The following is a 13,295-nucleotide window of genomic DNA, read 5'->3' as shown; positions in this document are numbered from 1 at the left end:
AAAAACACGGGAGCGGGGCAGAAATCTAATTTGAATAAAAAGATTTCTGTCCCGCTCCCTCTGTTAGCTATAACTTAGTTTGAATACATATTAATTGGTTCATTTAAATCCTAACGAGGACTGTATTGTCGGTTCCTAAACTTCCTTAATGAATACCAAATAGTGAAGAAATAGGACCCCAAGGTAATATAACGCCGAGTACCATCGTTATAATAATCATAATGATCGTCCACCATAATTGAGCGTGACTTGGTTCCCCTTTCTTACGTTTAGCAATTGTTACTTCCATCAGTGCTATAACAATTAAACCACAAACCATCTTACACGTAAGTAATAAATGTCCTCCGCCATGGTGAGCAGACATTTCTTGAATAAAACTCCAAATGCCTGAAACTAAGACTAATACCATGCTGATTCTCAATAAAATATGCGCAATTTTATAGAACGGCGTTGCACCTTCTCTTGCTGAAAAGTTAAAGTACGTCGCAAAGAAAAAAATAATTGCAAGTACCCAACTTGTAATATGAATATGTAACAAAACATATACCCCCACATTAAAATTATATTTAATGCTTATTATAATAAAAACTAACTTTTATTGCGAATTAAAAGAGAGCAAAGACTGTAACACACATCTTCCAACTCAGTTTAGATGCGTTGATCTCCTTAAATGAAGTAGCTGATAAATCTTAACACTAATCCTACTGACAGCTGCGCGTTCTCTCCCAGAATTAAGCCCTTTGATGCGCTCGCAATAACTTGAGATAACGCCCACGGTAAAGTGTAACTCGCTATTTCGCAATAAATGTTTAAGCATTCATCTCTGTAACTGCTTTACACGGAAATCAACAGAATGTTTCAGCCTCTGCTCTCATGACAAAGGTCATCTATTTGTTGCTCATACGAAATCGATTTAACTAATCACTTATTTCTCATCATTTTGAGAAATGAAATTCGTCAATGTCCCTATGTTATCAATTGTTACCTTCACTTCATCACCTGGTTGTAAAAATTTAGGTGGCTTCAATCCAGCTCCTACGCCTGCAGGGGTACCAGTCGCAATGATATCTCCTGGATGTAAAGCAACATATTTAGAAATTTCTTCAATTAATTCATCAATTTTAAGAATCATTTCACTCGTATTCCCGTCTTGACGAATTTCATTATTTACTTTTGTCACGATATTGACATTCTCTGGTGTTGGCAATTCATCTTTAGTCACTATATATGGCCCCATTGGACAGCCACCAGTTAAACTCTTAGATAAAAAGGCTTGGTCTTGTTCATTTTGTGCTTTACGGTCGGTGATATCATTAATAATCGTATAGCCATACACATAGTCTAAGGCAAGTCCTTTAGGTATCTTCTCACCAGATTTACCGATAACTATACCGAGTTCGCCTTCGTAGTCTAATTGATCTGTTATATCTTTATGGTTCGGAATCGTACTATTATCTCCTGTTAATGACGAAGCAGCTTTAGTGAACACGTACAGTCGTTGGACCTCATGATTTAATTCATCTGCATGCTCTTTATAGTTTCTACCAAATGCGATGACATTATTCGTCGGAGTTACAGGCGGCAAAAACTCTATCTCATCAAATTGAACTTTATACTCATCTGCTTTGCCACTATCTTCAGCAGCTACGACAGCTTTACGCACCTGTTCTTGAAAATCTACAGATTGATTATGTTGTAAACCCTGTAATAAAGTCTTAGGATGAAATTCAGCTTCTTGAGCGAAATCTGCAAAGACTCTTTTCAAATCCCAGGCAGCTTCTTCTCGCTTCACCTTCACCCCATATGAAGTTTCTCCGTCGTATCTGAATGATAGGAATTTCATTCAATATCAGCTCCTCACCTATATCTTATAGCTATTATAACTATATTTTTAAAGAAATCACAAATATCTGAGTATCACAATTTTCGAAATATTAATCATTACCTAGTGACTATAAAGTGAGGCAGAACTCATCAGAATTTGCCTCACCCCATAGTTGACTGGTGTGCCATAACGGGACAATATACACAATTTACTCAACTACTGCGAACACAATACAGCTTTCTCTCCTATCTCAAATTTCATAGCGCTAATCGTCCGCATCCTCAAGAGATAAAGTCTTAAATTTAAAGAAGTATAAATATCCTTTCACTTCAGTTTTCAAAATAGCTTCCAGTGTATCTTTATAATATTGCATTTGTATTTTGTAACGTTGCCGTAATTGCTGTCCTATTTCCTCATCCGTCATACCTTTCCGGCGCACAAAAGCATCTGTCTTATAATCTACAAAGTAATAACAACCATCCTTTTGATAAATCAAATCGATCATTCCTTGAATAATCGAAACGTCTTCTTCGCTATCTTCAATATGGTCTACACTTCTTTGATTGACTACGAAAGGTAACTCTCTATATACATGGTCACTCTGAGCTATCTCCATATATAACGGACTTTCTATAAAGTGCATGATATCATCATAACTAATATCTTTTTTGGCATTATCTTCAATAATATTGCTTTCAATTAATGAGTTTACGTATTGATCTAAATCATCTCGACTGAGCCGTTCAACTTTAAATGGTAAATGTTGCATAACCGTATGCATAAGCGTGCCTATTTCGTTTGCCCTACGTCGCTGATTCTCACGCATAAATGAGGGCCTTTCATAGGAGGCATTACCTATTCGATATTGTCTTACTCGATCGTAATTAGTCTCAGATTGTTGAGTTTCTAACTGGCGTTTGAGCTCTGAAACTGATTGCTTAGACGGTTTCTCAGTATCTTTCTTGTATGGGTATTCATAACTGAGTTGATGATCGATTTGTTTCTTTAGTCCATCATTACCAGTTGTACTTTGTTCTATTTCACTGACATCTCGTCGTATGTCCTTAGTCTTGTTGGAATTCTCAGCTAGTTGACTATAATGCTCTATCTTTAAATTAACAAAAGGTCTCATATCGGGAGAAACATCTTCAATCTTATGCTCAAAGCGTAAGTTCTCCGGTAAGTGAGTGGATTGATACTTAGCAAGTATAGGATAAATCAATTCAATAGGAGATTTAGCCGTTAATCGATCACTCACAGGTAAATGAGAGTGCGTTACAGGTTTGTTTATCATATTCTCCAACTCTTCTTCCTCATTAACACGCCCGACGAGGAAGAGCTGCTCTTTTGCCCGCGTAAGTGCTACGTATATAAGGCGCATTTCTTCTGAAACCATTTCTTTCTCAGCTATAACGCTATAAGTTATCGAAGCAAGTGATGGGAATGTAATTTGACTCTCGACATCAAAGTATTTCATACCTAACCCAAACTGTTGATTCAATATGACAGGTTTAGTCAAATCAGTACGCTGAAACTTTCCACTTAGATTAGCATAGATAACAAATGGAAATTCAAGCCCCTTACTACTGTGAATCGTCATCATTCGCACTACATCATCATTTGGGCTAACTACGTGTTCTTCACCAAAATCTTGTCCTCTTTCTATAAGCTTATCTATAAAACGTATAAATTGATACAGACCTCTAAAGCTCGAGTTCTCAAATTCGATCGCTTTATTAAATAAACCATATAGATTCGCTCTTCTACCTTTGCCACCAACGATGCCACTAAAGTACTGAATAACGTAATGATCATTATAGAACTTATCAATCAGTTGATACACGGGATGTGATTGGCTAAACGCTTGATAGTGTTTAATATCCTTTAAGAAGTAATTCAATTTATCTATAAGATCCTGGCGAGCCTCCTCACTACGTAGGTAATGATCGATTGATTGGTAAAAATAATCGTCATTAGGACTTACAACTCTAATTTCCGACAATTCATCTTCGGTAAATTGATAAATTACCGAGCGCATGAGCCCTACTAAATAAATATCTTGAAGCGGGTTATCGACTGTGCGTAAAAAGGACAGTATAAGCTGAACTTCGGTCTGAGCAAAATAACCTTCTTTACTGTTAACAAAGAATGGAATATCGTGATCCTTAAACACTTGTTGTAAAGTGTTAGCTTGTCCGTAACTCCGCTCGAGAATAACGATGTCATTATAATTAGGTTTGCGATATTTACCTTGCTTCATATCGTAAACTTCTTTATGTGCCATAATATATTCTACTTGTTGAGCGATGTATTCTGCCTCTTGTTCAGTTGCGGTAAGCTCTGATTCTTCATCTTTCACGATCATAGTGAGTTCAAGCGGGTGTTCCCTCTCATCAAATGGAGCACCATAATAAAGTTGTGCAGCATCATCATATTGTATTTCACCTACTGATTCATCCATCATGTGCTTAAATAAATAATTTGTTGTAGTAAGCACTTCTTTACGGGAACGGAAATTAAGTGAGAGGTCAATGCGTAAGCCAGTTTCATTACCTTCGGAAGTAAAGCGCTTATATTTATCTATAAAGAGGCTCGGATCAGCTTGGCGGAATTTATAAATGGATTGTTTAACATCACCAACCATAAATAAATTACCATCCGCTTCGCTACCCCTCTTCATACACTTCAGAATAGTTTCCTGAACTCGGTTAGTGTCTTGGTATTCATCCACCAGAATTTCAGCAAACTGTTCTCGATATAACTCTGCTATGTGAGATGGGCTACCATCACTATTCATTAAGATTCGTAAAGCAAAGTGTTCATAATCTGAAAAGTCTAGAATATTACGCTCACGTTTTTTTGAGCTAAAGCGTTCGATGACATCTTGAGCCAAGCGCGATAAGTACTTCACTCGAGGTGCTAATCGAGCCATATCTTCACGCATATCATCTACATCACGAGATAAATAATCTTCTTTTACTTTTTTAATATGTGATTTATATCTATCAAATTGAGCTTTTGCGTCAGCTAAGGTTTCTTCCAGTCCTTCGTTAGCTTCTTTAATCTTCTTGGAGATTGCTGGAAAGCGAGCAGGCAATTGATGATCCAGAATGACATCCGTCTGCACTTCACTACTTCGCAATGCCTGTTTAAGGAACTGTAATTCAGTTTCTATTGTTGCTAACTGTTTGTCTGTTCCACTGGCCATAGAGAATAAATCATAGCTGTTCTCTAACGCTTCTTTCCCTGCTTCAAGAAAGACTTTCACATAACTTTTCAGATGTTCCATCAGATGTTCAAATTCGTCAGCGTTTTCGTATGCATTTCCTAGTGATGCTAACCAACTCATTGGGGTTGGATTGGCAACGCTAAAGTAATAAAGCTTTTTAACTATTTCACGGAGTTGATCATCGTTACGATCTGTTGCTAAGTGTTCAGCTAATTCAAGGAAAGCAGGATCGAGTTGATTATAGTGATGCTCTAACACTTCGTCTATGGCTTCCTCAAGTAAGAGAATATTCTCTGCTTCATTGCTCGTTCTGAAGTTAGGATCAATTTCGAGTACGTCATAATGCTGTTGAATTAATTTCAAACAGAAACTATGCAAAGTGGAAATTTGAGCTTGATGAATTTTGACACGTTGATTTTTCAAATGCTGGTTATTCGGATCTTTAATAGACGCTTCTTGGATACGCGTGTCCACACGTTGTTTCATTTCTCTAGCACTTGCATTAGTAAAAGTCACGACAAGTAAACGATCAACATCGATTTCATCCCGTATGATTCTCTGTATGATGCGCTCAACGAGAACAGCAGTCTTACCGGACCCAGCAGCTGCAGCTACTAATATATCTTGGTCTTTAGCATATATACTCTTCCATTGCTGATCAGTCCACTGCACCTCTTTAGGCTTCGTTGGAATTGTACTTTTCATCTTATTACTCACCTTCAATCTTAACGTCTTGAATCGCTTCTAGTGGGTTAATCGTTTCATCAACCGTTCGATAGTATTTACTATCTACAAGTCCATCCACATGACAAACGGGTTTATATTGACAATATTCACATGGTAGTTTCTGATTATATTTCAACGGCGCCACCTCTGTGTGACCATCCATTATGTCTGAAGCAATATCCACAAAGTTCTGTTGATTATGTTTGAGAAATTTATATATCGTTTCCTCATTAGCCACCTTACTCGTTGTGCTCAAAGCTCCATCTTTTTTAACTTGTAGAGGAACAATATCAGATTTGAATTTAGGTTCATAACGACTATCAAACGCTTGAAGCACAGATTCGTCATCGTTTAATAAGCCATTTAATTTAAAGTCTTTTAAAAAGTGCTTATCAACATCAACTTGTAATAAATCGTTAAGTTTGAAAGAAAGTCTCGGGTGGTGAACGTGGAAATATAATAATCCTCCAGGCTTAGTCAAATCCGATAAACCTAGGCGCTCCTTATTCTGTAATACAACGTCCATGTAAGTCATCATCTGCATTTGTAGACCATAATAGACTTTAGTGAGATCTAAACTGCCACTCGTCGGCGAAGATTTATAGTCGATGACGTTGACGAAACTTTGCTCTTTATCTTGGTAAGTATCGATGCGATCAATCTGTCCTCTAATGTTGATAGGAATGCCTTGTTTCGTTTGAAGTGGAGCGGCTTGCAATTCAGATTGATGACGTGGTTTACGCCTAAAGCCTGCTTCAAAGCGAGTAGGTACAAATTTAGAATGTTCTCCTTGATATTTTAATGCTTTCAATGTGCTTTCAACTATCGTACCGATACGTCGCGATAGATATCTATAATATGAGGTTGAATCGAGAACATTAAACTGTACTTCAGGTAAGATCTCATTTAATGCTTCAGTAGTTAACTGATGAATCTTACGTGGATCTAAATTTTTAAAATCACCATTGAGCCGTTCTGATATATAGCGTAACACTTGGTGGAATATATCTCCTAAATCAAAGTTCTCTAACTTGTACTTAGTCCGCTCATTTAACTTTAGGCCATGAGATGCAAAGTGCTTAAATGGACAGTTCTGATAACCTTCGAAACGAGACACGCTGGCATGCATAGATTCACCGTATAAATCTTGAGTTAACTTTGAAGAAAGTTGCACGGTTGCATTTCTATAAGTTAATGCTGTAACAAGATAGCTTAGGCCTTGATTTAAACGATCATTATCTCGTATCACTTGATATACATCTAGCCATGTCTCCGCTACAACCTCCCCATTCAACCATGATTGGAGAGCTTCAAATAGTTCGGTCTTCGCTTGGTGCGGGTGCTGCAATAAGGAAAGTGGGTCGCGTTGATGAAGATAATTGATATTGTGCACTGACAGCCCTTCAAATAAACTCACAATTTGATCGATGTAAGGGCTCGGCTCCCTTTCATTACCATTATTGCTCATTAAACTATATGACAGTGTTAATTGTTCTCGCGCTCTAGTCAACGCAATATAGCAAACAAAAGCTTCATCCATTTGTAGAATATCTGAAGTCGGACTCAGCTCTATCGAAGCACTTTCTTCAAACAAACGTTTCTCTTCATCAGTAATTAAGCTCGAACTACTAACCGGTTGTGGTAAACTTCCGTCATTCACCCCAAGCAGATAAACGTGAGCTTTATTATCTACTTTCGCTAAATCCATCGTTCCAATGCTGACTTGATCCAACGTCTGTGGAATCATAGTAAACTCCAGTTGTTCTAAACCTATATCTAGCAATTCTAAGAAACGCTGTTGCGACATCGGCTTATCGCCAAATACAGTTACTAAGTCGTCTAAAGTTTGAATAAACCCATTCCAAATTTGATCAATTTCTTCAGCTTTTTGAGTTTGATTTGCGACTTCGTATTCATCTCTTTGAGTCATGAGTTGACTTGGCAAATCGTAGGACTCTACAGTTTCATATAACGCCGTTGCATATCCTCTAGCGGTTGAGACAGAGTTGAGCTTTTCTTCAAAGTGAAGGATTTTATCTATCACAAACCTTTTTAATTGGATCACTTTTTCAAATGTCTCCGTCTCTTCTTCAGTTAATTGATGACGTTTTAACCCCATTTTACTAAACTGTTCAATGGTAAAATATTGCTCGTCTATCCATCGCTGTCCATAGATACCACGCTCTAGCACAAAATTCTCTAGTAGATCTATATAATAATCACTGTGAGGTATATGCGCTGTGAGAACATTTGTCTTAAGCAGTCGCATCAATGGTTCAAATTGCCAACCCGTTTTTACTACCTCGAGTAGTGCTCTTAACATTTCCATCACTGGATGATAGGTCATCGAGCGTTTGACGTCTATATGATAAGGAATATCGTATTGAGGTAAAATAGATTCTAATAGATAGGCGTAGCTTTCATCCCGGTATAAAATAGCTACATCTTGGTAACGTCGTCCGAGATCTCGATTTTCTGTTATAATTCGACGAGCAATTTCATTTACCTCTTCACGCATGGTCGAAGCTTCTAGCATTTGAACATCGCCTTGTGCCAACGATACCTGAGGCTGCAATGCATCAAAGTTGTGCTCTAAATGCACTAAATCACGAGTGGAGAAACGCTGTTGTTGCGTAAAGGTACGCTTATCCATACGGATACCTAAGTCGTTACTGATATCTTCAAGGTGAGTTAAGACTTCTGACGGCTTCCTAAATAAACTAAAGGTATCTTTATCACCATTAGTCGTGAGTAGCACCGTCACTTTTTTACAATGTTGAACTAACCCTCGAATAATCTGATATTCAAGTGTCGAGAAATTGTGAAATCCATCAATGTATATTTCTGCTCTAGAAAGCCAATCTGATTTAGGCATCAAGGAAATAAACCGTTGTAAAGTATCTTCAGTTGAGACATAGTTACCTTTAATACGTTCCTCTAGATGTTGATAAATATGGGCGATATCATGCAATTTATCTTTCATTCTCGTCTGAAGGGTGTGAGACTCAATAAACTCTGTTAAATCATCAGGCGTAACTGCATATTTTTTAAAATCTTGAATTTGTTCATATACTTTTTCACTAAAACCATAATAGTTAACTTGAGATCGATATAAACGGAGATGAGATCTTTCTTGTTGCAAAATGTCATAAATCAGCATTTCGGTAGCTGCTTTAGATAATTGTTCTTCGTTTAAGCCTCCTATCTCTTGAAACACACGATAGCTTAAACGTTCAAAGTGGAGTACTTCTGTTCTCAAGCTGCCTTGGAGAGCGACATCCTCAACAAAAGCTTGCTCTAATTGAAATGTATTTTGAGTGGGAGCAATCAGAACAATAGGGTCCCCCAACGGTTGAGCTTGCATCTTTTCTTTAATTTCAGCTAACATGGCTTGCGATTTACCTGTACCAGCAGTGCCGAACCACACATTTAAATCCATCAGTTATCTACTCCTTTGAAAGTTATTCTAACACAATCGCTATCGCGGTAAGTAATTTAATAACGGCTCTTATACAAAATATAAAATTTAGTTTTATACACCGATCTTAAATAACCGCCAGTTAGCATACTATGTCTTTATATAAATTTAAAGGGACCCTGACATCCATTTATTAATAGAAACTAATTTGACAGGGTTGCTGTAGATTCTCTTATAAAATAGAAGTGAAAGCTGGTGTAAAAAAACTAAAAAAGAGGGAGCGGGACAGAAATCTAATTTGAATAAAAAGATTTCTGTCCCGCTCCCCTTTACTTATACATTGATTTGTATTGGATGACTTCTCTGTGCTTGTAGAAACTGTCTTACCAGTTCCTTTTTGTTGGGGCCCCATCCCAACTTCCATTGCTTGTTGAAACTGTCTCTCCAGTTTCTCTGTGTTGGGGCCCACCCCAACTCGCTATGCTTGTTGAAACTGTCTCACCAGTTTCTCTATGTTGGGGCCCCACCCCAACTTACATTGCTTGTTGAAACTGCTTACTCAGTTTCTTTTTGTTGGGGCCCCGCTATTACGTGCTAGGATTGAAATTATATTTCCACTCTTTGAATGGCCAATATCTTAAGGAAACTTTTCCAACCACTTGATCTCTATCAATCAGTCCAAAGGAACGACTATCTTTACTGATTTCACGATTATCGCCAAGCACTAATAATTTATCTTTAGGAATCTTAGCTTCGCCATTATTAATTTCTTTTGAATCCCACGATTTGTCAGTAATATAATCAATTTGTTTGTGTTTTTCATTATAATCTAAATAAGGTTCCTTAACTTTCTTACCATTTACGTATAGCTGATCTTTCTTATATTGTATGTGATCACCAGGTGTGCCAATAACACGCTTAACGTAGTCATCTTTTTTATCATGATGAAATACAATGACATTACCTTTGTGGATACTACCGAACTTCACGCCCGCAATATTAACTATGACTCGCTCCCCATCTTTCAACGTTGGATACATAGAGTCACCCCGGACAGTATAGGATTTGCCCACGAAATTAATAATAATTACTATGGATACTACAGCAATTGCTATCGCTATAATCCATTCCTTTACTTCCTTATTCAATGTCTACACCTCATCTTTATTTAAATTGCCAAGTCAATAACTTTAAAGGATAATATCTCAAACTCACGCTTCCTATTACATGGTCTTGCTGAATAAAGCCATACTGTCTTGAGTCGGAGTTATCCTTCCTATTATCATTGAGAACTACATACGTTCTAGGAGGTACGATGTCTCCTTCAGAATGTTTTAAATGGCGCAATTCTAAATGATTAATCTTATTAATCGTCGAATAAGATTCGTTAGATAGTCGATTATTACGATACAGTTTCCCTTTCTTAAATTCAATAGATTCACCAGGTGTGCCAACTATTCTTCCACAGGATTGGTGGTTACCTTCTCGATACAAGATAATATCACCCTCGTCTAACCCATTGAGTGTTGCTTTCAATTTATTAACGAGAATATGATCACCTTTATGTAACGTAGGATTCATATTATTCTTTTCCACAACCGCACCTGTCAAAATGAACATTTGAATTAACATAACAATGATAATCGCTAGCACGATAGAAAGCAAATGTTTTAATATTCTCCGCATAATCTACTCCTTATAGGTATGCATAAAGTGACGTTCTACATACTTACCGATCATCCACACTGCTAAAAAGACAAGGATCACTACAATAAGACGCCAAGGATTTTGAAAATAGGTTGTGATATCTTTACCTAACCAACCTACCATTGCGACCATGATCATTTTTGAAAAAATTAATACACCTAAATAGATGTGGCGACGAATATGAGATAAACTCACAACGATATTGACTAAGGCGCTTGGAGTAAACGGAAAGCACATTAATATAAATATCGGCATAACTCCTTGTCTGTCTATAAAGCTAATTAAACGTTGTACAGAGCGACGATTTTTATATTTATGCAAAAATGTATGATGAGCTAAACTTCTCAATATGAGAAATACAACATAACATCCACACACCGTTGATGCCCATGAAATTAATACGCCTGCAACTAACCCAAAAGTATTGACATTCAGTATGATAAATAAAACCAAAGGTAATATAGGTACAAATGCTTCAACGAAAGGCAACAAAAAACCAAACAGATAGCCTATAAAACCTAACTCGCGAAAATATTCAAACCAACTTTGAAACTCTGCTTCAGCCATTACCCACTTCCTCATTAAACATTTTCTATATTATATAGCGAAAACATACAAATTAAAATCTTTCAAGGCGATATTGTGTCGAAAATAATACTAAAGTACTAGACGCATAGTTTAATGGTGAAATTAAATGAGAAAATACTGGGAGGCTCTATTTAAAAATAGTCATCCAGCAAGATTATACTAATTCCCAGGTAACTTATCGTGAGTGATGACACTGACAATTCTAAAATTAAATACTGGTTCAATTTATACTTCAATGAATAACAAAAATAAGGCACTATCGATTAATTTAATCCGTTCGACAGAATAAATAATCGACGTGCCATATCTATATTGCTTCGTGCACATAACAATTTATATTTTGAATTAACTACTGCACGTTAAAGTGATTAATTTGCTACACGTTGATTACAAACGTTTCTCTAATTCTTCTTTTTGCGCTTCAAATCCTGGTTTACCCAGTAGTGCAAACATATTTTGTTTATAAGCTTCCACGCCTGGTTGGTTAAACGGATTCACTCCTAATTGGTAGCCACTCATTGCACAAGCAAGCTCAAAGAAATACACAAGGTAACCAAATGTTTCAGCATCGAGACGCGGCACTTTCACAACTATATTAGGAACACCACCATCAGTATGCGCGAGCAATGTGCCTTCAAATGCTTTCGTATTAACCTCATCCATAGTCTTACCCGCTAAATAATTTAAGCCATCTAAATCATCAGGATCTTCTTTAATTTTGATATCGTGCTTTGGATTTTCAACTTTCAGTATGGTTTCAAATAAAAATCTACGACCTTCTTGGACATATTGCCCTAATGAATGTAAATCAGTTGTGTAATTAGCGCTTGAAGGATATATACCTTTGTAATCCTTACCTTCTGATTCACCATAGAGTTGCTTCCACCATTCATTGAAATAAGCAAGTGATGGTTCGTAGTTAATTAACATCTCAGTATTGTAACCTTTTGAATACAATATATTACGGATAGTTGCATATTGATAAGCTATATTGTCTGCTAATTTATCTGAGGAAAGTTCTTCACGTGCTTTCTGAGCACCAGTCATCATTGTGTCAATGTCAATACCTGCTACTGCTATAGGTAATAAACCAACTGCAGTTAATACAGAATAACGGCCTCCGACATCATCAGGAACTACAAATGTTTCATAGCTTTCATTCGTAGCAAGTTCTTTAAGTGCCCCTTTTTCTTTATCTGTAGTTGCAAATATACGTTTTCGAGCCCCATCCTTGCCATATTTCTCTTCAAGTAGCTGTTTAAATAGTCTAAATGAGACAGCAGGCTCAGTAGTAGTCCCTGATTTAGAAATGACATTAACTGAGAAATCTTTATCAGCTAAATAGTGAATGAGTTCTGTTGTATATGACGAAGATAAATGATTGCCAACAAAGACTATTTCAGGATAATCATTTGAAGTTCTAAACGCTGGTGTAAGCATTTCGATCGCAGCTCTAGCACCTAGATAAGAACCACCAATGCCGATGACAACGAAGACTTGTGAATTTGATTTGACCTCTTCTGCAGTTCTTACAATTCGGGAAAATTCCTCTTTATCATAATTAATAGGAAGATCTAGCCAACCTAAGTAATCATTACCAGCGCCTGTACCCTGATGAATGATTTTGTGAATTGATGTTACATTCTCTTGTTGTTGTTCTAATTCATGCTCACCAACATATTCTAATGTCTTACCGTAATCCAATTGTATATGAGTCATTAACACGGCCTCCTGATTATTTATTTCACATATATTCTACTAAGTTTAATTGTCCGATTCAAATTCTCAGTTCTCTGCAATCA

General features: G+C 36.8%; 10 protein-coding genes. All 10 read right to left on the bottom strand.

All coding sequences use genetic code 11. The features are described from left to right. Positions 1–145: 145 nt before the first annotated feature. Entirely contained in the window at positions 146–538 is a 393-nt protein-coding gene (locus N9R04_RS04690; RefSeq protein WP_262855392.1) for a YisL family protein, read from the bottom strand. A gap of 387 nt (positions 539–925) precedes the next feature. Next, complete coding sequence (locus N9R04_RS04685) at positions 926–1,843, bottom strand: fumarylacetoacetate hydrolase family protein (protein ID WP_262855391.1); 918 nt, start codon at positions 1,841–1,843, stop codon at positions 926–928. Positions 1,844–2,090: 247 nt separating this feature from the next. Beyond that, on the bottom strand, positions 2,091–5,759 hold the full coding sequence (gene addA / locus N9R04_RS04680) for a helicase-exonuclease AddAB subunit AddA (RefSeq protein ID WP_262855390.1): 3,669 nt from the start codon (positions 5,757–5,759) through the stop codon (positions 2,091–2,093). 4 nt (positions 5,760–5,763) lie between these two features. Next, positions 5,764–9,219 (bottom strand): helicase-exonuclease AddAB subunit AddB, encoded by a 3,456-nt coding sequence (addB, locus tag N9R04_RS04675; RefSeq protein WP_262855389.1) that lies wholly within the window; start codon positions 9,217–9,219, stop codon positions 5,764–5,766. 211 nt (positions 9,220–9,430) lie between these two features. Next, complete coding sequence (locus N9R04_RS04670) at positions 9,431–9,622, bottom strand: hypothetical protein (RefSeq protein ID WP_262855388.1); 192 nt, start codon at positions 9,620–9,622, stop codon at positions 9,431–9,433. After that, on the bottom strand, positions 9,582–9,725 hold the full coding sequence (locus tag N9R04_RS04665) for a hypothetical protein (protein WP_262855387.1): 144 nt from the start codon (positions 9,723–9,725) through the stop codon (positions 9,582–9,584). Before N9R04_RS04665 ends, N9R04_RS04670 begins: the two co-directional genes overlap by 41 nt. Positions 9,726–9,785: 60 nt before the next feature. Beyond that, on the bottom strand, positions 9,786–10,346 hold the full coding sequence (lepB, locus tag N9R04_RS04660; RefSeq protein ID WP_262855386.1) for a signal peptidase I: 561 nt from the start codon (positions 10,344–10,346) through the stop codon (positions 9,786–9,788). A gap of 16 nt (positions 10,347–10,362) precedes the next feature. Next, positions 10,363–10,884 (bottom strand): signal peptidase I, encoded by a 522-nt coding sequence (gene lepB / locus N9R04_RS04655; protein WP_262855385.1) that lies wholly within the window; start codon positions 10,882–10,884, stop codon positions 10,363–10,365. Positions 10,885–10,887: 3 nt separating this feature from the next. After that, positions 10,888–11,487 carry a TVP38/TMEM64 family protein gene (locus N9R04_RS04650; RefSeq protein ID WP_262855384.1) on the bottom strand — a complete coding sequence of 200 codons (600 nt, stop codon included), beginning with the start codon at positions 11,485–11,487 and terminating at the stop codon, positions 10,888–10,890. A gap of 393 nt (positions 11,488–11,880) precedes the next feature. Beyond that, positions 11,881–13,212 carry a glucose-6-phosphate isomerase gene (locus N9R04_RS04645; RefSeq protein WP_262855383.1) on the bottom strand — a complete coding sequence of 444 codons (1,332 nt, stop codon included), beginning with the start codon at positions 13,210–13,212 and terminating at the stop codon, positions 11,881–11,883. Positions 13,213–13,295 lie beyond the last annotated feature (83 nt).

The organism is Staphylococcus marylandisciuri (assembly GCF_025519785.1).
GTDB classification, from domain to species: domain Bacteria; phylum Bacillota; class Bacilli; order Staphylococcales; family Staphylococcaceae; genus Staphylococcus; species Staphylococcus marylandisciuri.
The sequence above is the reverse complement of the archived record's forward strand: the minus strand, read 5'-3'. Positions and strand labels throughout refer to the sequence as shown.

Coding starts and splice junctions, on each gene's coding strand:
- lepB (WP_262855385.1), bottom strand. CDS start 10,884: ATGCGGAGAATATTAAAACATTTGCTTTCTATCGTGCTAGCGATTATC.
- N9R04_RS04685 (WP_262855391.1), bottom strand. CDS start 1,843: ATGAAATTCCTATCATTCAGATACGACGGAGAAACTTCATATGGGGTG.
- addA (WP_262855390.1), bottom strand. CDS start 5,759: ATGAAAAGTACAATTCCAACGAAGCCTAAAGAGGTGCAGTGGACTGAT.
- N9R04_RS04645 (WP_262855383.1), bottom strand. CDS start 13,212: ATGACTCATATACAATTGGATTACGGTAAGACATTAGAATATGTTGGT.
- N9R04_RS04670 (WP_262855388.1), bottom strand. CDS start 9,622: ATGGAAGTTGGGATGGGGCCCCAACAAAAAGGAACTGGTAAGACAGTT.
- N9R04_RS04650 (WP_262855384.1), bottom strand. CDS start 11,487: ATGAGGAAGTGGGTAATGGCTGAAGCAGAGTTTCAAAGTTGGTTTGAA.
- addB (WP_262855389.1), bottom strand. CDS start 9,219: ATGGATTTAAATGTGTGGTTCGGCACTGCTGGTACAGGTAAATCGCAA.